The organism is Pseudomonas sp. JC1203, from assembly GCF_056175065.1.
The window spans coordinates 62,279-81,679 of record NZ_JBWCAM010000018.1; the positions used below are offsets into that span (position 1 = coordinate 62,279).

The 19,401-nt window shown below is 67.1% G+C and carries 16 protein-coding genes; 11 read left to right on the top strand and 5 right to left on the bottom strand.

Annotation, left to right across the window (positions count from 1 at the left end; translation table 11 throughout):
* Nucleotides 1-45: 45 nt before the first annotated feature.
* Both zapE and AC0SZ7_RS23985 read left to right on the top strand, forming a co-directional pair.
* Entirely contained in the window at nucleotides 46-1,140 is a 1,095-nt protein-coding gene (gene zapE, locus AC0SZ7_RS23980; RefSeq protein ID WP_475506703.1) for a cell division protein ZapE, read from the top strand.
* 12 nt (nucleotides 1,141-1,152) lie between these two features.
* Complete coding sequence (locus AC0SZ7_RS23985) at nucleotides 1,153-1,740, top strand: DinB family protein (protein WP_475506704.1); 588 nt, start codon at nucleotides 1,153-1,155, stop codon at nucleotides 1,738-1,740.
* Here AC0SZ7_RS23985 and AC0SZ7_RS23990 read toward each other — a convergent pair.
* Both AC0SZ7_RS23990 and AC0SZ7_RS23995 read right to left on the bottom strand, forming a co-directional pair.
* A complete protein-coding gene (locus AC0SZ7_RS23990) occupies nucleotides 1,729-2,676 on the bottom strand; it encodes a D-2-hydroxyacid dehydrogenase family protein (RefSeq protein WP_475506705.1) in 948 nt (315 codons plus the stop codon). The genes AC0SZ7_RS23985 and AC0SZ7_RS23990 overlap by 12 nt on opposite strands.
* Nucleotides 2,677-2,695: 19 nt before the next feature.
* Nucleotides 2,696-3,700 (bottom strand): alpha/beta fold hydrolase, encoded by a 1,005-nt coding sequence (locus AC0SZ7_RS23995; RefSeq protein ID WP_475506706.1) that lies wholly within the window; start codon nucleotides 3,698-3,700, stop codon nucleotides 2,696-2,698.
* A 201-nt stretch (nucleotides 3,701-3,901) separates the two neighbouring features.
* Here AC0SZ7_RS23995 and AC0SZ7_RS24000 point away from each other — a divergent pair, with 201 nt between their 5' ends.
* From AC0SZ7_RS24000 to AC0SZ7_RS24025, 6 genes are all read left to right on the top strand, one after another.
* Nucleotides 3,902-4,927: an AraC family transcriptional regulator gene (locus tag AC0SZ7_RS24000; protein WP_475506707.1), complete on the top strand. Its 1,026-nt coding sequence runs from the start codon at nucleotides 3,902-3,904 to the stop codon at nucleotides 4,925-4,927.
* 76 nt (nucleotides 4,928-5,003) lie between these two features.
* Nucleotides 5,004-5,771 (top strand): SDR family NAD(P)-dependent oxidoreductase, encoded by a 768-nt coding sequence (locus AC0SZ7_RS24005; protein WP_475506708.1) that lies wholly within the window; start codon nucleotides 5,004-5,006, stop codon nucleotides 5,769-5,771.
* 26 nt (nucleotides 5,772-5,797) lie between these two features.
* Entirely contained in the window at nucleotides 5,798-6,985 is a 1,188-nt protein-coding gene (locus AC0SZ7_RS24010) for an acetyl-CoA C-acyltransferase (protein ID WP_475506709.1), read from the top strand.
* 9 nt (nucleotides 6,986-6,994) lie between these two features.
* Entirely contained in the window at nucleotides 6,995-8,122 is a 1,128-nt protein-coding gene (locus AC0SZ7_RS24015; protein ID WP_475506710.1) for an acyl-CoA dehydrogenase, read from the top strand.
* Nucleotides 8,123-8,138: 16 nt separating this feature from the next.
* Nucleotides 8,139-8,912 (top strand): enoyl-CoA hydratase, encoded by a 774-nt coding sequence (locus AC0SZ7_RS24020; RefSeq protein ID WP_475506711.1) that lies wholly within the window; start codon nucleotides 8,139-8,141, stop codon nucleotides 8,910-8,912.
* A gap of 214 nt (nucleotides 8,913-9,126) precedes the next feature.
* On the top strand, nucleotides 9,127-14,433 hold the full coding sequence (locus AC0SZ7_RS24025; protein ID WP_475506712.1) for a dermonecrotic toxin domain-containing protein: 5,307 nt from the start codon (nucleotides 9,127-9,129) through the stop codon (nucleotides 14,431-14,433).
* Nucleotides 14,434-14,442: 9 nt separating this feature from the next.
* Here AC0SZ7_RS24025 and AC0SZ7_RS24030 read toward each other — a convergent pair whose 3' ends face one another.
* Both AC0SZ7_RS24030 and aroQ read right to left on the bottom strand, forming a co-directional pair.
* On the bottom strand, nucleotides 14,443-15,531 hold the full coding sequence (locus tag AC0SZ7_RS24030; protein WP_475506713.1) for an enoyl-CoA hydratase/isomerase family protein: 1,089 nt from the start codon (nucleotides 15,529-15,531) through the stop codon (nucleotides 14,443-14,445).
* Between the two features lie 163 nt (nucleotides 15,532-15,694).
* On the bottom strand, nucleotides 15,695-16,132 hold the full coding sequence (gene aroQ / locus AC0SZ7_RS24035) for a type II 3-dehydroquinate dehydratase (protein WP_475506714.1): 438 nt from the start codon (nucleotides 16,130-16,132) through the stop codon (nucleotides 15,695-15,697).
* Between the two features lie 226 nt (nucleotides 16,133-16,358).
* Between aroQ and AC0SZ7_RS24040 the strand changes: the two genes are divergently transcribed.
* Genes AC0SZ7_RS24040 through AC0SZ7_RS24050 form a run of 3 tightly spaced genes read left to right on the top strand, consistent with a single transcriptional unit; the run spans nucleotide 16,359 to nucleotide 18,765 of the window.
* Nucleotides 16,359-17,024, top strand: a complete 666-nt coding sequence (locus AC0SZ7_RS24040) for a metal ABC transporter ATP-binding protein (protein ID WP_475506715.1) — start codon at nucleotides 16,359-16,361, stop codon at nucleotides 17,022-17,024.
* Entirely contained in the window at nucleotides 17,024-17,884 is an 861-nt protein-coding gene (locus AC0SZ7_RS24045) for a metal ABC transporter permease (RefSeq protein ID WP_475506716.1), read from the top strand. The genes AC0SZ7_RS24040 and AC0SZ7_RS24045 overlap by 1 nt, the downstream gene beginning before the upstream one ends.
* Nucleotides 17,885-17,892: 8 nt before the next feature.
* Entirely contained in the window at nucleotides 17,893-18,765 is an 873-nt protein-coding gene (locus AC0SZ7_RS24050; protein ID WP_475506717.1) for a metal ABC transporter substrate-binding protein, read from the top strand.
* A 105-nt stretch (nucleotides 18,766-18,870) separates the two neighbouring features.
* On the opposite strand, the gene AC0SZ7_RS24055 is transcribed toward AC0SZ7_RS24050, so the two are convergent.
* A complete protein-coding gene (locus AC0SZ7_RS24055) occupies nucleotides 18,871-19,365 on the bottom strand; it encodes a DUF1003 domain-containing protein (RefSeq protein ID WP_475506718.1) in 495 nt (164 codons plus the stop codon).
* Between the last annotated feature and the right edge of the window lie 36 nt (nucleotides 19,366-19,401).

A 19,401-nucleotide genomic window follows, 5' to 3' on the forward strand; every position in this document is an offset into this window, starting at 1 on the left:
ACGCAGCCTTCGGCAGCTGCTACGGGGTCATCTACAGGACGTTTTATGCTTGAGCCACTCACCGCCTACCAGCAAGCCCTAACCGACCGCGGCTACGCCACCGACCCCGCCCAGGCCCGCGCCGCCCAGGCGTTGCAGGCCTGTTTCACGGCACTTGAGGCGGGCCAACCGTGCCCAGGCGTGTACCTGTGGGGCCCGGTGGGCCGTGGCAAGACCTGGCTGATGGACCTGTTCCACGGCTGCCTGACCGTACCCGCCCGGCGCCAGCACTTTCACCATTTCATGGCCTGGGTGCACCAGCACCTGTTCCAGCTGGACAGCGTGCGCGACCCGCTCAAGGTGCTGGCCGGCAGCCTGGCCAAGGAAATTCGCGTGCTGTGCTTCGACGAGTTTTTCGTCACCGACATTGCCGACGCCATCATCCTCGGCGGCCTCATGACCGCGCTGTTCGACGCCGGTGTCACCGTGGTGGCCACCTCCAACCAGCCGCCCGATCAGCTCTATGCCGATGGCTTCAACCGCGGGCGCTTCCTGCCGGCCATACGCGCCATCGAGGCGCACATGCAGGTGGTGGCGGTGGACGGCGATGAAGACCACCGGCTGCACCCTGGTACCGCGCTGCAGCGCTATTGGGTCAATGATCCTGGCGCCCTGGGCACCGCCTTCGAGGCGCTGAAGGGCGACGAAGCGGCCTCGCCGCAGCCGCTGGCGGTGGGTTACCGCCAGTTGCCGGTGGTGCGGGCGAGTGAACACGTGCTGTGGTGCACCTATGCGCAACTGTGCGAGCAGCCGTGGGCGGCCATGGATTTCATGCAGCTGTGCGACCGCTTCAGCGCCATCCTGCTGGGCGAAGTACCGGCCCTGGGCGCCGAGCAGCGTGCGGCGAAAATCGCCCGTGGCACCGAGGACGGCGTGGAACGGGTGGTGGCCGGCGACCGCGAGCTGCCGCAGCTGTCGCCCAACGACGACGGCGTGCGCCGCTTCATCGCCCTGGTCGACGAGTGTTATGACCGCAAGGTGCCGCTGTACATCGAGGCGCGGGTGGCGCTGGATGCGCTCTACACTCAAGGGTACCTGGCATTCCCGTTCCGGCGCACCCTGAGCCGCCTGCGCGAGATGCAGTTGCAACGCTTCAGCTGAGGAGAGCACGCGATGGCCGACCCCTTGTCCCATTACCTGCTGGCCCAGGCCTACAACAATGGCTGGGCCAACCACCGCCTGTACAAGGCCTGCCTGCAGCTGAGCCAGGACGAGTTCCTGGCGCCGCGCAGCAGCTTCTTTCCGTCGATCAAGGCCACCCTCAACCACATTCTCACGGTGGACTGGTTTTACCTGCAGGCGCTGGAATGCGAACAGGCGGGTGACGCGCCCGAACTGGACAGCGGGCGCTTCTTCGAGCCCGAGGAGCCGTTCAACACCTGCCTGGCCCTGCACCGCGAGCAGGCCCAGGCCGACCACCGGTTGATCGCCTATTGCCGGCTGCTCAAGGACGACAGCCTGGGCCGCCACGTGACTATCCTGCGCCCTGACCGCACCCAGCGTGACACCCGCGTGCGCCTGCTGGCGCACCTGTTCGAGCACCAGGTGCACCATCGCGGCCAGGTCCACGCCATGCTGGCCGACACCGACATCAAGCCGCCGCAGCTCGACGAATTCTTCTGCGAGGGCGAGGCGCACCTGCGCGCCCGCGACTTCGCCGAGCTGGGCTGGACCGAGGCCCAGGTGTGGTCAGGCCAGTAGGCGGATGGGCGCGCCGGCGTGCCAGGCGAGGATGCCCTCGATCATCTGGCTGTAGAACAGCCGGTAGTTGTTGGCGCTGACGTAGCCCACGTGGGGCGTGGCCAACACGTTCGGCAGCCTGCGGAAGGGGTGCTCGGCCGGCAGCGGCTCGACGCTGAACACGTCCAGCGCGGCGCCGCCCAGGCGGTTGGCCTTCAACGCTTCCACCAGCGCCTCTTCGTCGACGATGGGCCCGCGCGCGGTGTTCACCAGCAGCGCCCGTGGTTTCATCCAGCCCAGCGCCTCGCGGTCCACCAGGCCGCGGCTGCGCTCGCTGAGCACCAGGTGCACGCTGAGGATATCGGCCTGGGCGAACAGCTCCTGCTTGCTGACCCACTGCACGCCTGCGCCGGCAGCGCGTTCGGCGGTGAGGTTTTCGCTCCAGGCGATGACGTTCATGCCGAACGCCTTGCCGAAGTTCGCCACCTTCTGGCCGATGCTGCCCAGGCCGAGGATGCCCAGGGTCTTGCCGTGCAGGTCGCCACCCAGGCCGATCTGCCAGCCGCCGGTTTGCAGCGAGGTAGCCTCGGCCAGCACATTGCGGGTAGCGGCCATGATCAGCGCCCAGGTCAGCTCGGGCGCGGCGTGCTTGTAGCTGTCGGTGCCCACCACCGGCACCCCCAGCGCCTTGGCGGCGGCCAGGTCGATGGCGGCGTTGCGCATGCCGCCGGTGACCAGTAGCTTGAGGTTCCCTAGGCCCCGCAGCAGCGCCGCGTCGAACAGCGTGCGTTCGCGCATCACGCAAATCACCTCATAGGGCGCCAGGCGCGCCACCATGGTCTGGGTGTCTGCCGGGTAGTCCGGCAGGAAATCCACCTGGCCCAGCGCCTGCAACGGCGCCCAATCCACCACGTCACTGGCCACGTCCTGCCAGTCATCAATCACGGCTATGCGCACGGCGTTTGCTCCTTGAAAGTCAGTTTTTCGACAGCCAGGCCAACAGGGCCTTGTGGAATTGCTCGGGTTCTTCCATCTGTGGGGCGTGGCCCAGGCCATGGAACTCCACCAGGGTGGCGTGGGGGATGACCTGGCTCACCTGCTTGCCCAGCACCGCATAGTGGCCGATGCGCGCCTTCACCTCGGGCGGGGCGATGTCGCTGCCGATGGCAGTGGTGTCGGCGTCACCGATCAGCAGCAGGGTCGGCATCTGCAGGTCCTTGAACTCGTAGACCACCGGTTGGGTGAAGATCATGTCGTAGATCAGTGCCGAGTTCCATGCCACCAGGTTGTGCCCCGGGCCCGCGTTCAGGCCGGCGAGCATGGTTACCCACTGCTCGAACTCGGGCTTCCAGCGCCCGGCGTAATAGGTGCTGCGCTCGTAGTTGCGGATGCCATCGGCGTTGAGTTTGGCTTCGCGCTCGAACCACTGGTCGACGGTGCGGTAGGGCACGCCCAGGGCTTTCCAGTCTTCCAGGCCGATGGGGTTGACCATCGCCAGGCGCTGCACCTGGTCGGGGTAGAGCAGGGCGTAGCGGGTGGCCAGCATGCCGCCGGTGGAGTGGCCCAGCAGGGTGACCTTGTCCACGCCCAGGGACGCCAGCAGCGCGTGAGTGTTGTTGGCCAGTTGCTGGAAACTGTATTGGTAATAGTCCGGCTTGCTGGAGGTGCAGAAACCGATCTGGTCGGCCGCCACCACCCGGTAGCCAGCCTCGGTCAGCGCCTTGATCGACGTGCCCCAGGTGGCCGCGCAGAAGTTCTTGCCGTGCATCAGCAGCACGGTCTGGCCGTTGGCGTGGCCCTGGGCGGGCACGTCCATGTAGCCCATCTGCAGTGACTTGCCCTGGGAGTCGAATTCGAAGTGCTTGAGCGTGTAGGGGTAGTCGAAGCCTTGCAGTTCCGGGCCGTAGACCGGCGCCTGGGTGGCGGCGTGGGTGGTGCCGGCGAGCAGGCAGGTGAAGAGGAAGGCGGGCAGGCGCAGCATGGGTGGTCCTCATGACAAAAATTAGCAGACTCTACCCCGCCAGGCCCAGGTCTGCCAGCAGCCCTGTAGCAGCTGCCGCCAGGCTGCGTCCGGGCGTTGCGCGGGGTGTGCGGACGCGGCCTGCGGCCGCTGCTACGGGGGTTGCGTATGCGCAGGGAAAGCTCTGTTAGAGTGGGATCGTTCAAACCGTCGAGCAGTTCCATGGCGCAAAAAGACACCATCTCCATGCAAATGGTCCGCGAAGCCCTGCAGCAAAGCGGCGTCGACCCCGTGGCCCTCCTGCCGGAAGTCGGCATTGACCCCGCGCTGCTGCAGCAGGCCGACGCCCGCGTGCCGGTGCTGCTCTACTCGCGCCTGTGGCGCCTGCTGGCGCTGCGCCGGGACGACGAATTCTTCGGCATGGACCCGCGCCCGCTGCGCTCTGGCAGCCTGGCGTTCCTGTGTCGCGGCGCCATGGCCCAGCCGACCCTGGCGGCAGCGCTGGAAAGCGCCCTGGGCTTTTTGTCGCTGATGCTGCAGGACCTGCCCGCGCAGCTGGTGCGCGAGCACGGCCTGGCGGCCATCGTCATCGACGACGCCGCGCTGCCACCGCGCCGCGCGTTCACCTATTTCACCTACTGGATGATCGTCCACGGTGTGGCCTGCTGGCTGGCGGGGCGGCGCATCCCGTTGCTGGCCGTGGAGCTGCGCGGCCCGGCGCCGGCCTATTGCGATGACTACCGGGTGATGTTTTCGCACAACCTGCGTTTCGAGCGGCCGCGCACGCGAATCATCTTCGCCGCTGACTGCCTCGACCTGCCGGTACGGCGCACGCCGCAAGAGCTGCAGCGCTTCCTCAACCGCGCGCCGGCCAACATCCTGGTCAAGTACCGCGACCCCGATAGCCTGGCCCGGCGCCTGCGCCAGCAGCTGCGCGAGCAGCCGCCGCACAGTTGGCCGGAAGCCGAGGAGCTGGCGCGCCAGCTGCACCTGTCGGCGGCCACCTTGCGCCGGCGCCTGGCCGAGGAAGGGCAGACCTGGCAGGGCCTGAAAGACAGCGTGCGGCGCGAACTGGCCATGGCCTGGCTGGCCGAGGCGCCGCTGTCGTTCGAGAGCATCGCCGAACGCCTGGGCTTTGCCGATGCCAGCTCGTTCTACAAGGCCTTTCGCAAATGGTCGGGGGCAAGCCCGGGCCAGTACCGCAGCCTGATCCTGGCCGGCACTGGCCAAACCGCTCACCCCGTCTGAGCGCTTTGGCCATTGCCGCGCGGGCAGGGCGGGGCCATATTTCAGGGAGACGCCAACAACAATAAGGACGCGCTCCATGCAACTTGCCCAACGGACTTTCCTGGTCAGCGGCGCCGCCTCGGGGCTCGGCGCCGCCACCGCGCGCATGCTCGTCGAGGCCGGCGCCAACGTCGTGCTGGTCGACCTCAACGCCGACGCCGTGGCTACCCAGGCCCAGGCACTGGGCGACCGTGGCCGTTGCGCGGTGGCCGACATCCGCCGCGAAGACCAGGCCGAGGCCGCCGTGCAACTGGCGCTCAGCCATTACGGCGGCCTGCACGGCCTGGTCAACTGCGCCGGCGTGGTCACCGGCGAGAAAATTCTCGGCAAGCACGGCCCACACGCCCTCGAGAGTTTCAGCCGCCTGCTGGACATCAACGTGGTGGGCAGCTTCAACCTGATGCGCCTGGCCGCCGCTGCCATGGCCGAGGCCGAGGCGGGCGAGGACGGCGAGCGCGGGGTTATCATCAACACCGCCTCCATCGCCGCCTACGACGGCCAGATCGGCCAGGCCGCCTACGCCGCCTCCAAGGGCGCCATCGTCAGCATGACCCTGCCGGCCGCGCGCGAGCTGGCGCGCTTCGGCATCCGCGTGATGACCATCGCCCCGGGAATCTTCGAGACACCGATGATGGCCGGCATGAGCGACGAGGTGCGCGCCTCCCTGGCCGCTGGCGTGCCGTTCCCGCAGCGCCTGGGCCTGCCGAGTGAATACGCGGCGCTGGTGCGCCACATCCTGGAAAACCGCCTGCTCAACGGCGAGGTGATCCGCCTCGACGGCGCCCTGCGCATGGCCGCGAAATGAAGGGCTGCGACATGAAGGAGAGCGTCATGAACCACGACCCCATCGTCATCGTCAGCGCCGCGCGCACGCCCATGGGCGGGCTGCAAGGCGACCTGCACAGCCTGACCGCGCCGCAGCTGGGCGCCGAGGCCATCCGCGCCGCCGTCAGCCGCGCGCACCTTGCCCCCGACGCCGTCGACCAGGTGCTGATGGGCTGCGTGCTGCCCGCAGGCCTGGGCCAGGCCCCGGCGCGCCAGGCCGCGCTGGGCGCCGGGCTGCCCCAGGCCACGCCCTGTACCACCCTCAACAAAATGTGCGGCTCGGGCATGCAGGCGGTCATCCTGGGGCACGACCAGCTGCTGGCCGGCAGCGCCAGCGTGGTGGTGGCCGGCGGCATGGAAAGCATGAGCAACGCCCCCTACCTGCTGGACAAGGCCCGCAGCGGCTACCGCATGGGCCACGGCCGGGTGCTGGACCACATGTTCCTCGACGGCCTGGAAGACGCCTACGAACCCGGCCGGCTGATGGGCACCTTCGCCGAAGACTGCGCCCAGGCCAACGGTTTCACCCGCCAGCAACAGGACGACTTCGCCATTGCCTCGCTGACCCGCGCGCAGCAGGCCATCGCCAGCGGCCAGTTCAAGGACGAGATCGTGCCGCTGAGCGTGCGGGTGGGCAAGGAAAGCCGGCTGGTCAGCGACGACGAGCAGCCGCCCAAGGCGCGCCTGGACAAGATCCCCAGCCTGAAGCCGGCGTTCCGCGAGGGCGGTACGGTGACCGCCGCCAACGCCAGTTCCATCTCTGACGGCGCTGCGGCCCTGGTGCTGATGCGCCACAGCGAAGCCAGCCGCCGCGGCCTGCAACCGCTGGCGATCATTCATGGCCACGCGGCTTTTGCCGACGCCCCGGCGCTGTTCCCCACCGCGCCGATCGGCGCCATCCAGCAACTGATCAAGCGCACCGGCTGGGACCTGGCCGAGGTCGACCTGTTCGAGATCAACGAAGCCTTCGCCGTGGTTACCCTGGTGACCATGCAGGCCCTGGATTTGCCCCACGCCAAGGTCAATGTCCACGGTGGCGCCTGCGCGCTGGGCCACCCGATTGGCGCCTCGGGCGCGCGCATCCTGGTGACGCTGCTCAACGCCCTGCGCCAACGCCAGCTGCGCCGCGGCATTGCCGCCATCTGCATCGGCGGCGGCGAAGCCACCGCCGTGGCCATCGAATGCGTTTATTAAGGAATTGCCATGCTAGCCAATGACGAACAACGCCAGATCAGCGACGCCGCCCGCCAGTTCGCCCAGGAACGCCTGCGGCCGTTCGCCGCCCAGTGGGACCGCGACCACACTTTCCCCCGTGAGGCCCTGGCCGAGATGGCCGAGCTGGGCTTCTTCGGCATGCTGGTGCCCGAGCAGTGGGGCGGCTGCGACACCGGCTACCTGGCCTACGCCATGGCCCTGGAGGAAATCGCCGCCGGTGACGGCGCCTGCTCCACCATCATGAGCGTGCACAATTCGGTGGGCTGCGTGCCCATCCTCAACTTTGGCACCGAGGCGCAGAAGGCCCAATACCTGCAGCCCCTGGCCAGCGGTGCCATGCTCGGCGCCTTCGCCCTCACCGAGGCCCAGGCCGGCTCCGACGCCAGCAACCTGCGCACCCGCGCCCGCCGCGACGGCGACCACTACGTGATCAACGGCAGCAAGCAGTTCATCACCTCGGGCAGCAACGCCGGCATGACCATCGTCTTCGCGGTCACCGACCCGCAGGCGGGCAAGCGCGGCATCAGCGCCTTCATCGTGCCCACCGACAGCCCTGGCTACCAGGTGGTGCGGGTGGAGGAAAAACTCGGCCTGCATGCCTCCGACACCTGCCAGTTGGTGTTCGAGGATTTGCGCGTGCCGGCGGCAAACCTGCTGGGCAGCGAAGGGCAGGGCTACAAGATCGCCCTGGCTAACCTTGAAGGCGGGCGCATCGGCATTGCCGCCCAGGCGGTGGGCATGGCCCGCGCCGCCTTCGAGGTGGCGCGCGACTACGCCCGCGAGCGCGAAAGCTTCGGCAAGCCGTTGCTTGAACACCAGGCCGTGGCCTTCCGCCTGGCCGACATGCACACCCAGATCAGCGTCGCCCGGCAGATGGTCTATCACGCGGCGGCGTTGCGTGATGCCGGGCAACCGGCGTTGGTGGAAGCATCGATGGCGAAGCTTTTCGCCTCGGAAATGGCCGAAAAGGTCTGCTCGGACGCGTTGCAGACCCTGGGTGGGTATGGTTATCTCAATGACTTTCCGCTGGAGCGCATTTACCGCGACGTACGCATTTGCCAGATTTACGAAGGCACCAGCGACATTCAGCGGATGGTCATTGCGCGCAACTTATAACAAGGAGAGAGCCTCGATGGCGTACCACACCCTGCTGCTGGAAACCCGTGGCCGTGTCGGCCTGGTCACCCTCAACCGGCCCGAGGCGCTGAACGCCCTCAACGCCCAGCTGATCAGCGAACTGAACCAGGCCCTCGACGTGCTGGACGCGGACCGTGATATCGGCTGCATCGTCATCACCGGTTCCGCCAAGGCCTTCGCCGCCGGCGCCGATATCAAGGAAATGGCCGAGCGCACCTACCCGCAAATCTATCTCGACGACCTGTTCAGCGAGACCGACCGCATTGCCAACCGGCGCAAGCCGATGATCGCTGCGGTAGCGGGCTTCGCCCTGGGCGGCGGCTGCGAGTTGGCGCTGATGTGCGACTTCATTCTGGCCGCCGACACCGCGCGCTTTGGCCAGCCGGAAATCAAGCTCGGCGTGCTGCCGGGCATGGGCGGCACCCAGCGCCTGACCCACGCCGTGGGCAAGGCCAAGGCCATGGAGCTGTGCCTCACCGGGCGGCTGATGGACGCGGTGGAGGCCGAGCGCGCCGGCATCGTCGCGCGTATCGTGCCGGCCGAACAGTTGCTGGAAGAGGCCATGGCCTGCGCCACGCAGATCGCCGCCAAGTCGCTGCCGGTGGCCATGATGGTCAAGGAAAGCGTTAACCGCGCCTTCGAAGTCAGCCTCAGCGAAGGCGTGCGCTTCGAGCGCCGGGTGTTCCATGCAGCGTTCGCCACAGAGGACCAGAAAGAAGGCATGGCGGCGTTCATCGCCAAGCGCGAGGCGCGGTTCAAGGGGCGTTGACACTAAAACCCTGTAGCAGCGGCCGCAAGGCCGCGTCCGTAGGCGCCGCGCAGGGCCGGGAATACCCCGCCGTGGCCGGACGCCGCCTGGCGGCAGCTGCTACGGTAGTGCACCCTCCCTAATTACTTATGTCATTGCCTGCCCGGTGAACTGCTTCACTGCTGCCCCCGCCTGCCGTACTCCCACGGCAGGCCCGGCAGATGGAGCTACCGGCATGTCCCTTGATTTACTCCCCAATGAACGCACCCCGCACCGCGCGCTGATCGAGGCCGCGCTTCCGGCCTGGCTGATTCACGCCCCGGCAGCGTTGCGCCAGCGTTTTTTCGACAGCAGTGGCGTCAGCTCTCGCTCAACCGCCGCCGCCCGGCCGCTGATGGATCAGTTGCAAGCCCCGGCGGCGTTTTGTGCGCCGTTGCTGCAGGCCGAACTGGACCGCCAATACCCGGCGCTGAAGCTGGATGTCAGCGGGCATGAACTGGTGCGCATGACCCGCGACGTCAGCGCCCTGTACAGCCGCCTGCGGCCGCAACGCCAGACGCTGCTGGAGGCAGCGATGCAGAATTTCGCCCCGGGCAACGCGCAGCCCGGCGGTTTCGAGCGTGGTTCGGTGATCTTGCCCGTGGGCGTGTTCACCTTTGAAGTCACCGACAAAGGCACGCTGCGCTACACCTACCCGCAATCGAAAGTGGTCGAGCTCGAGCCCCACGCGTTCGCCCGGCTGTGCCGGCGCCTGGACCTGGGCGCGCAATACCAGGCCCACGTCGAGGCGGTCTGCGGCATTGGCCGCTACAAGGCGCCGGGGCAGGACCTCGCGCCGCAGAAGCAGCGCACCCTGCTCAAGTTTCACCTGCGCGACCGGCTGGAAGTCGAGGCCATAACAGCCTTCATGAAAGGCGACCTTTCCGCAGGCGCCTACCAGATGCTGCTGCAATTCACCCAACCGCAATCCGCCAGCCAGGTGCCGATGTGGGAGGGGCAAAAAACCTACGTGGAAAAGATCGGCCTGCTGCGTACCCGTTACCACGAACCCGTTGAGCTGCTGGGCGCGCTAAGTATCAGCCGGCGCTACGTGGACAAGGTGCCGGGCCCCTGCGTGGTGTATTTGCCTGGCGACCCCGACCAGCCGCTGAAGGAATACCCCAACCGCACCGCCTTCGAACATGCCCTGCGCGAAAAGCTGCGTGACCGTGGCTACCAGCGCTATTTCGAACGCTTCCTCGACCACCAGCAGGCAGCGGGCTTCTTCGAACGCTTGAACAACACCCTGACGCCACCGCCGGTGCTGCTGCCGGGCCAGTTCCCACGCCCCGGCACGCCGGACCCGCAGGCGGACATTGGCCTGGTGCTGCCCGGGCAGAAAGTCAGCCTGACGCGGGTGATGTTCAAGATGTACGTGGACCTGGTGCAGCGCAACGCCCGCGCGCAGATGGTGCCCACTGCCCAGCACGATGAACAGGCGCGCCGCGCACGGGTGGCCTGGTGGGAAAGCGCTGGCCTGAACTTGCTGAACCTGGCCGCCTTCGCCGTGCCTGGGGTAGGCGCGCTGATGGCGGTGGTAGGCGCCGAGCAGTTGGTGCGGGATATCTGCGTGGGCGTCGATGACTGGCAGCACGGCCAGACCGAAGAGGCCATGGCGCATTTCGCCAGCGTGGCGCAGAACCTGGCCATGGTAGCGGCAGGGGTGGTGGGTGGTGCGGCCATCGCCCGCTCGCCGTTCATGGAAAGCCTGATGCCGGTGGTCGACGGCAGCGGTGGCAGCAGCCTGATGCACCCCGACCTTGCGCCTTATGCCAGCGACCTGGCGCTGCCAGAGGGCTTGCAGCCCAACGTCCAGGGCCAGTACGAGATTGACGGTGGCACTTACGTCACCCTGGACGATCGGCTGTACCAGCAAACCTGGGACGCGCGTAGCGGCCAATGGCTGCTGGAGCACCCCAGGCTTGCGGGACGCTACCGGCCGGTGCTGCGGCACAACGGCGGCGGTGGTTGGCAGCATGTGCTGGAAGACCCGCTGCAGTGGCAGGGGGCCACGCTTATGCGCCGCTTCGGGCCGCTGACCGATGGTTTCACCGACAACGAGCTGTTCCGCATGCGCCGTGCCTGCGGGGTCGCCGATGATGAACTGCGGGCGCTGCACTTCAACCGCACACCCATGCCGGCGTTGCTGGAAGACACCGTGGTGCGGCTGCGCAGCGAGCGCCAGGTGGACCTGCTGGTGGAGCAATTGGCCGGTCAGCGGCCGCTGGGCGAGGGCAATGACTACGTGATGCCGCTGCTGGCGCGGCTGCAGCCCTGGCCGCGCGGCATGGGCCTGAGCATTGCCCTGGAGGATGGGCGGGTGCTGGACTACCGGTTGCCAGGCGAAGGTGGCGGGCGGGTGATATTGCGACGCGAGGACTGGCTGTCAGGTGAAGTGGCGCCCCAGGTGCTACGGCAGCTGACGCCCGGCCAGCGTGCCGAACTGCTGCCTGCCGGCGTCGAAGCCACGCCCCAGGCCGAGGCCCAGGCGCTGGCCGATGCGCTGGCCCGGCAAGCCGAACAAGCCCGCGCAGAGATCGCCGCAGGCCTCGTCGCCCGCCAGCAACCGGCGTTGCTGCCGGCTGCGCAGCCGTTGCAGCGTGACTTCCCCGGGTTGCCGGCGCGGGTGGCGAACGAAATCGTGGCCCAGGCCAACGAACAGGAGCTTGAACGCCTGGTCAGCGAGCACAAGGTCTCGGCGCGCCTGGGCGAACAGGCGCGGCTGGAGTTGCGCGAGCTGCGGCTGAACCGCGCGATGGAGGGTCTGGTCGATGCTCGCTACAGCTCGCCGGACCGCGACCTGCTGGTGTTCGGGCTGCTGGATACGCTGCCAGGCTGGCCGGCCGACAGTCGTTTTGAACTGCTGAGCGAGGACTTGACGCGGGTAGCGGCTGCTGGCCCAGCAACTGCGAGCAAGGTGATTCACATCATTCGCCGCGACGGCCTGTACCAGGCGTTCGACGCGGCTGGCACCGCGCTGTCGCCAGCCCAGGATGTATTCACGGTGATCACCCAGGCGTTGCCCGCTAGCGTGCGCGAAGCGATGGGCATCGCGACCGCCAAGCGGCTGCGCCAGACGTTGTTGCGCCAGGCGGTCACCGACCGCGACCGCGCAGGCTTGCTGCTGAACCAGCGGCGGTTGCGGCCGTGGTTCCAGGCGCCCACCCGGCACGGCGAACGCATTGGCTATGTGCTGAGCGGCAGGGGGCAGGCGGGGTGGCGGCAACGCCTGCGTGTTCGGCGTCTGTTCCCCGCAGTCATCGAGTCTCGCCAGGATGAGCTGTACGCGTGGATACAGTCCAGGCATGCCGATTTCGAACTGGCCCTTCAGGGGGTGGAGCAAGAGTACGATGTGTTGGTCGGCAGCCTGGATGAGTGGGTCGCGGCCGGTGCCGACCGGCATCAGGCCGAGGTGCGGATTCGTTATCGCCAGGAAATGCTGCGCGTCTGGCGCTGGGAATCACGGATGTTCCACGTGAGCGGCTGGGTAGGGGCGGGTGAGCTTCCAGTGGTTACCGCCCAGTTCCCCTTTGCGCGTAACGTTGGCATGACGCGATTGGGGCTGGTCGAAGACCCTTCGGCGTTTCTGCGCCAGTTCCCCAACGTGACGAATGTCGAACTCAGCGAGAACCGCTTGACCCGCATTCCCGAGGCGTTGGGCGAGATGCAGCACCTGCGCGTGCTGAGGCTGGACGGCAATCAGCTGGAGGCGAGCGATACACTGTTCCAGTCCTTGTTCCCCGAAGGGCGTGAAAGCACCATCACCCGCTTGGACCTCGACTTTGCCCTTCACACCGTCGTCGTGGAAGGGTTGCCTGAATCATACGCCCTGAGCGCTGCGGCGCTGGCGCCGTTGCGTCGTGCCACGCAGCTGCGCTGGCTGGACCTGTCGAGCAACGCCATCACCCTGAATGATGCGGCGTTCGAGGTGCTGGGGGAGCTGACTACACTGATCGACTTGCGGCTGCGGCGTACCTGGATCGATTTCAATGCCAACCGCCAGGCATCGCTCGCCCGGTTGGTGAACCTCAGTACTCTGGATTTGAGCGACAACTTCCTGGTGTTCCCGCCCAACGTTGGTGAATTCCACCGACTGCGGACACTTGGCCTGTGGAACAGCGGCATCACCGACATGCCGTTGGGCCTGAATCAATTGCTTGGCCGCAACCCCATGGAGCTACGCGACATCAACCTGGGTGATAACCTGATTATCGACGCGGGCGCGCTGCCGGTCGATGTCCTGGCGGCGATGGGCGACCATATCCTCGTGAATATTGCTGGCAACCCCTGGTCGGACGAAAGCCTTGCCACGTTGCGCGCCGCCCGAATCGCCCTTCCTGGGCCGGCAGTGGCCGCAGTGCCTGTACCTGCCCTCAGCCGCGCCTGGCTGGAAGGCGCCAGCGCGGACTTGCTGGTGCGCAGCGAAGCCGACCGCCTGCTGCCTGAAACACAGAACTTCTACCAGGTGCTGGACCAGGTGCCGCGCACCCGTGGCTACACCCTGGACCCCACCGCCATGCGCGCCCGCATGTGGGCCTTGGTGGACGCGGTGGCGCCCGCTGCCGACGCCTTGCCCGGTGACGGCCTGGGCATCGAGGACCTGCGCACGCAACTGCTGGCCCAGGCCGACCTGGTCGTCAACACCTGCGGCGATGGCATCAGCACCCTGGTGGATGAGCTGGAAACCACCTTGCTGGCCTGGCAGGCCGCTTCGTCAGCCGTGGAGGGCGGTGAGGCGATGATCGAACCGCTGGCGCGTCTTGGCCGGCAGCTGTTCCGCCAGCGCCTGGTAGATGACCTGGCCCGGGTGATAGAGGCTGCGCGCGATCGCCGGCGCGCAGGGCTTTTGGGGGCAGGCCCGGAGGCAGCCTTGGACCGGCTGGATGACATCAGCGACGAGGACCTGTTGGTCCACTTCCCGGATGAGGTCGAGATGCGTCTGTACCTGCGCGAGGTGCTGGCCACCGAGCTACGCCTGCTTCCGCAACCACCCCGGCTGTATGCCACCCACGCCAGCCAGGCCATGGTGGTACGCGCCGGGGCATGGGTGCGGGCACAGGACACCGCCGCCGCCTTCGGCGACTGGCTGGTGCAGCAACCTTTCTGGGACCGCTACTGGCGCCGGGTGCAGCCCGAGCCGTTCGCGGCGGTGCAGCAGCGCTGGGACAACGTGCTGACGGTATTCCTCGACGCCACCAGTGAATCAACGAACCTGCAGCAGCCGGGTTTCGACCCCGCCACTATTGTTGACAGCTTCGACCTGTCGGGGGCCGAGCTTGACGAGGCGGTGGAGTTGTTGGGCCGCTTCAGCTCGCCGCTGTTGCAGGCACCCATCCCCTGGCGCAATGCCGAGGGTGTGCCGCAGCACTTGCGCATCGTTCTGAGCGATGGCGTGGAGCTGCAGATCTACGACTGGTTCAAGGAACAGCAGCGGCTGCAGGATGAGGCAGGGCTGCTGAGCCTTACCCGGACGTGGCTTGAGGGGAACGACGCCGACGATTGACGCCGGCCCTCACACCCCCTCGAAAAATTGCTCCACCTGCTTGCGGTCCAGCAACTCCAGGGTTGCTGGCCGCCAGCGCGGCTGCTGGTCCTTGTCGATCAGCAGCGCCCGCACGCCTTCGAGCAGGTCGCCGTGGGCAAACCATTGGCGGTCCAGGTGCATTTCCATCGCGAAACAGTCCTCAAGGCTCAGGTGGCGGCCACGGCGCAACATTTCCAGGGTGACCGACATCGCCAGCGGCGAGCGCTGTTTCATCAGCTGTGCGGTGGCGTCGGCCCACTGGTGGCTGTCGGCGACCGTCACCTGGTGCAGTTGCTCGATCATGCTGGCGATGTCGGGCAGGGCGAAGAAGTGGTCGATGGCCGGGCGCAGGCGGTCCAGCGGCGCGTTCGGCAGTGTTTGCACGCCCAGCTTGGCCAGAGCGCTCTGCAGGTCCTTGAGCGGGTAGTCGGACCAGCTGATTTTATCCAGGCGCTCGTCCAGGGTGGGCAGCTTGCCGCTGTCCACGTACCAGTCGGCCAGGCCGCAGTACAGCGCGTCGGCGGCCTGGATCTGGGCGCCGGTGACGCCCAGGTAGATGCCCAGCTCGCCGGGGATGCGCGGCAGGAAATAACTGCCGCCCACGTCGGGGAAATAACCGATGGCCACCTCCGGCATGCCGATGCGGCTGCGCTCGGTGACGATGCGCAGGTCGGCGCCCTGGGCCAGGCCCATGCCGCCGCCCAGGGTGTAGCCGTCCATCAGCGCCAGCACCGGCTTGCGGTAGTTGTGCAGGCACTGGTCGAGGGCATACTCCTCGGTGAAAAAGGTCTCGTGGCGCTGGCTGCCGTCCAGGTAGGTGTCGTACAGCCAGCGCACATCGCCACCAGCGCAGAAGCCACGGCCGGTGCCGCGCAGCATTACTGCGTGAATGTGCGGGTCGCAGGCGTAGGCGTCGAGGTAGCCCTGCACGGTGCGCACCATGGCAAGGTTCAGCGCGTTCAGCTCGCCGGGGCGGTTGAGGGTGATGTGGCCGATGTGATTGCGCACTTCGCCAATCACTTGGTCATCCAAGGTGCCCAGGCTCAAATTGAGGGTGCCAAACGCCGCTGCGGTCATCGCGTACTCCCTGTTTTGGTAAGCATTCCAATGGCTTGCCGGCCCTGACGGCATTCAGGAAGCGGCGCCCAGCAAGCATAGACCGGATTTTGGCGGCGCGCCGTAGCAGCTGCCGAAGGCTGCGTCCTCAACACCGCAGTGTGTGGGACGCGCCGGTGGCGGCTTACTTGAGGATGTTGGCGAAACGGTCGATGGCCAGGGTGTAGCCCTGGGTGCCGAAGCCGGCGATCACGCCCAGGGCTACCAGCGAGACATAGGAATGGTGACGGAAGGCTTCGCGCTTGTGCACGTTGGAGATGTGCACTTCCAGCACCGGCACTTCGCAGGCGATCAACGCGTCATGGATGGCCACCGAAGTGTGGGTCCAGGCACCCGGGTTGATGACGATACCGGCCACGCGACCGCGGGCCTGGTGAATCCAGTCGATCAGCACGCCTTCGTGGTTGGTCTGTTTGCATTCCACGGTGAAGCCGTGTTCCTCGCCGCGGCGGGTGGCCATGGCTTCGACGTCGGCCAGGGTCTCGTGGCCGTACACGGTCGGCTCGCGCAGGCCGAGCATGTTCAGGTTGGGGCCGTTGAGTACCAGGATGATCTTGGACATTATGGGTTCCTTGTAATGGGCAGGCGAAAAGCAAAAGCGTGGCGCAGCGCGCGAACGACGCTCAGGATAACGGGAAAAGCAGGGCAATACGAACGGTCGGGGGGATGACAGATTTTTCATCTGCGGCAGCAAAAGATGTTATATCATAACCAACATTGCCCGCTGACACTGTCCAGACCATGCCATTGCCCTTCTTCTATTGCCCGCTTCGTTCCGGGGGCCGCCCTTGATCACCTGCCAACAACTGCAATGGGGCCCGGCCGCGCGCCCGCTCACACCGCCCCTGGACCTGCACCTGCCGGCTGGCAGCCTGACTGCGGTCATCGGCGGCAACGGCTGCGGCAAGAGCAGCCTGCTCAAGTGCATCGCCGGCCTGCAGCGGCCCCTGGCGGGCAGCCTCAAGGTTGACGCGCGCACCGGCGGCATCGGCTACCTGGTGCAGCAGCAGGCCATCGACCGGCAGTTCCCCATCAGCCTGGGCGAGCTGGTCAGCGCCGGCTTCTGGGGCAGCCGCCTGAGCCGCGCCGAGCGCCGCGTGCGCCTGGGCCGGGCCATGGACGACTGGCGCCTGGGTGGGCTGGAAAACCGCCACCTGCAAGCGCTGTCGGGCGGCGAATTGCAGCGCGCGCTGCTGGCCCGCCTGAGCCTCACCGAGGCGCCGTTGCTGTTGCTGGACGAACCCGACGCCAGCCTGGACGAGGCCAGCCAGACCCTGCTGTGGCAGCAGATGCTGCAATGGCACCACCAGGGCCGCACCCTGGTGCTGGTGTGCCACGACCTGGCGGCGGTGCGCGAGCGCATCGACCAATGCCTGCTGATCTCGCCCCAGGGCTGCCGGCTGGACCAGAGTGAACAGCTGATCGCCGGCGCCAGCCTGCGCAAGGTGGCCTGATGCTGGCGCACCTGTGGCAACCCTTCGTTGAATTCGCCTTCATGCGCCGCGCCCTGTTCGGCGGCCTGCTACTGGCCGCCAGCGCCGCGCCCCTGGGGGTGTTCCTGGTGCTGCGGCGCATGAGCCTGATCGGCGACGCCATCGCCCACGGCATCCTGCCGGGCGCCGCCACCGGCTTCTGGATCGCCGGCCTGTCGTTGCCGGCCCTGACCCTGGGCGGGCTCACCGCAGGCCTGGCGGTGGCGGGACTGGCCGCCTGGATCAGCCGCAACACCGGCCTGCGTGAAGACGCCAGCCTGGCGGCCATCTACCCTATCTCCCTGGCCTCCGGGGTGCTGATCCTGGGCCTGGCCGGCAAGCGCCTGGACCTGCTGGGGCTGCTGTTCGGCTCGGCGCTGGCGGTGGACAAGACCACCCTCGACGCCATGGTCTGGGTGGCCATCGGCAGCCTGGCGGTGCTGGCGCTGATCTACAAGGCACTGGTGCTCGACAGCCTCGACCCGCTGTTTCTGCGCAGTGTCAGCCGCTTCGGCCCCATGGCCCACGGCCTGTTCCTGGGGCTGGTGGTGCTCAACCTGGTGGTGGGCTTCCAGGCCATCGGCGCGTTGATGATGGTCGGCCTGATGATGCTGCCGGCCACCGCCGCGCGCTTCTGGAGCCGGCGCCTGCCGGTGCTGCTGTTGTGCGCGGCGCTGATCGGTTCGGTGTCGGTGTGGCTGGGCCTGCTGCTGTCCTATTACCTGTCGCTGCCCAGTGGCCCGGCGATTGTCGTGGTGGCCGGTGCCGGCTACCTGTTGTCCGTGCTGTTCGGCCCGGTGCATGGCGTGCTGCGCCGTGACGGGTCGCCCATCCCCCAGTGAGTCGAATCATGCGCGCGTTGATCCTGCTGTTGTCCGTGTTGTTGCCCGTTTTCGCCCAGGCCGCCGACAAGGTGAAGGTGGTGACCAGCTTCAGCATCCTTGCCGACATGACCCGGCAGATCGGTGGCGACTATATCCAACTGGACAACGTGGTGGGCGCCGACCAGGACGCCCACGTCTACGAGACTTCCCCCGACGACGCCAAGCACGTGCAGCAGGCCGACCTGATCATCGAGAACGGCCTGTCGTTCGAGCCATGGCTGGACCGCCTGGTGACCAGCAGCGAGACCCGCGCGCCAGTGATCAAGGCGAGCCAGGGCGTGCTGCCGCGCACCCTCGATGAAGAAGGCCAGACGGTGCCCGACCCGCACGCCTGGAACAGCCTGGCCAACGCCGAGATATACGCCGGCAACATTCTGCGTGGCCTGGTCCAGGTGGACCCGGCCCACGCCAGCCAGTACCAGCACAACCACGACCTGTACGTGGCGCAGATCCAGGCGCTGCTGGCCGTGGCCAAGCAGACGTTCGACAGCCTGCCCGAGGGCAACCGCCGCATCGTCACCTCCCATGACGCCTTTGGCTACCTGGGCCAGGCCTACGGCATCCAGTTCCTGGCGCCCCAGGGCCTGAACACCGAGCGCGAGCCATCGGCCGGCGAAGTGGCGGCGCTGATCCGCCAGATTCGCGCCGACCATATCAAGGCGGTGTTCATCGAGAACATCGAGGATGCGCGCCTGCTCAAGCAGATCGCCGAGGAAAGCGGCGCGCGCATCGGCGGCACGCTGTACTCCGACGCCCTCACCGCCAGTGGCCCGGCCAGCACTTACCTGGGCTTCTACCGCGCCAACATCGAGACCCTGGGCAAGGCTCTGAAGGATTAAGCGGCCAGCCCCCGCCGCCGTATTGGCACGGGACGGCTCCTGTAGCAGCGGCCCTTGGGCCGCGTCTCGCCGCGCCACCGTATCGGCGTCGAAGACGGCCACGGCTCACACCAGCTTTTCATAAATCTGCTTGGTCAACGTCTCCACCCGCTCGGCCAGTTGCCGGGTGGTCTCGGTCAACTGCGTGTTCTGGTCCATCAACTGCAATAGCAGCGCGGTGTTCTTCTCCGCGCGTTCCTGCCGTTCAATATTGGCTTTCGCCAGGTCTTCGCGGTGCAGCGCATCGGCTTCCGATTGCGCCTTGTCCCGCGCCGCCTGGCGGGTTTGCGCCAGCAAAATCAACGGCGCCGCATACGCCGACTGCAGGCTGAACGCCAGGTTCAGCAGGATGAAGGGGTACACGTCGAAGGTCACCAGGCCGGTGACGTTGGCCAGCACCCACAGCGCCACCACCAGGGTCTGCGCGCCAAGAAAGGTCGGCGTGCCGAAGAAGCGCGCGAACGCCTCGGCCTTGAGGGCGAAGGTGTCGTTGCCAAACGTGGTGTTCAGGTGTTGGTGTTCGCGGTGAAAGCGCAGGTGGTCTTTGGCGGAAGAAGACATGAAGGCTCCAGCAGGCTTGAGGGCACAAGGCTCATC

Coding starts and splice junctions, on each gene's coding strand:
- AC0SZ7_RS24000 (WP_475506707.1), top strand. CDS start 3,902: ATGGCGCAAAAAGACACCATCTCCATGCAAATGGTCCGCGAAGCCCTG.
- AC0SZ7_RS23985 (WP_475506704.1), top strand. CDS start 1,153: ATGGCCGACCCCTTGTCCCATTACCTGCTGGCCCAGGCCTACAACAAT.
- AC0SZ7_RS24010 (WP_475506709.1), top strand. CDS start 5,798: ATGAACCACGACCCCATCGTCATCGTCAGCGCCGCGCGCACGCCCATG.
- AC0SZ7_RS24050 (WP_475506717.1), top strand. CDS start 17,893: ATGCGCGCGTTGATCCTGCTGTTGTCCGTGTTGTTGCCCGTTTTCGCC.
- aroQ (WP_475506714.1), bottom strand. CDS start 16,132: ATGTCCAAGATCATCCTGGTACTCAACGGCCCCAACCTGAACATGCTC.
- AC0SZ7_RS24020 (WP_475506711.1), top strand. CDS start 8,139: ATGGCGTACCACACCCTGCTGCTGGAAACCCGTGGCCGTGTCGGCCTG.
- AC0SZ7_RS24005 (WP_475506708.1), top strand. CDS start 5,004: ATGCAACTTGCCCAACGGACTTTCCTGGTCAGCGGCGCCGCCTCGGGG.
- AC0SZ7_RS24045 (WP_475506716.1), top strand. CDS start 17,024: ATGCTGGCGCACCTGTGGCAACCCTTCGTTGAATTCGCCTTCATGCGC.
- AC0SZ7_RS24055 (WP_475506718.1), bottom strand. CDS start 19,365: ATGTCTTCTTCCGCCAAAGACCACCTGCGCTTTCACCGCGAACACCAA.
- zapE (WP_475506703.1), top strand. CDS start 46: ATGCTTGAGCCACTCACCGCCTACCAGCAAGCCCTAACCGACCGCGGC.
- AC0SZ7_RS24030 (WP_475506713.1), bottom strand. CDS start 15,531: ATGACCGCAGCGGCGTTTGGCACCCTCAATTTGAGCCTGGGCACCTTG.
- AC0SZ7_RS24015 (WP_475506710.1), top strand. CDS start 6,995: ATGCTAGCCAATGACGAACAACGCCAGATCAGCGACGCCGCCCGCCAG.
- AC0SZ7_RS24025 (WP_475506712.1), top strand. CDS start 9,127: ATGTCCCTTGATTTACTCCCCAATGAACGCACCCCGCACCGCGCGCTG.
- AC0SZ7_RS23995 (WP_475506706.1), bottom strand. CDS start 3,700: ATGCTGCGCCTGCCCGCCTTCCTCTTCACCTGCCTGCTCGCCGGCACC.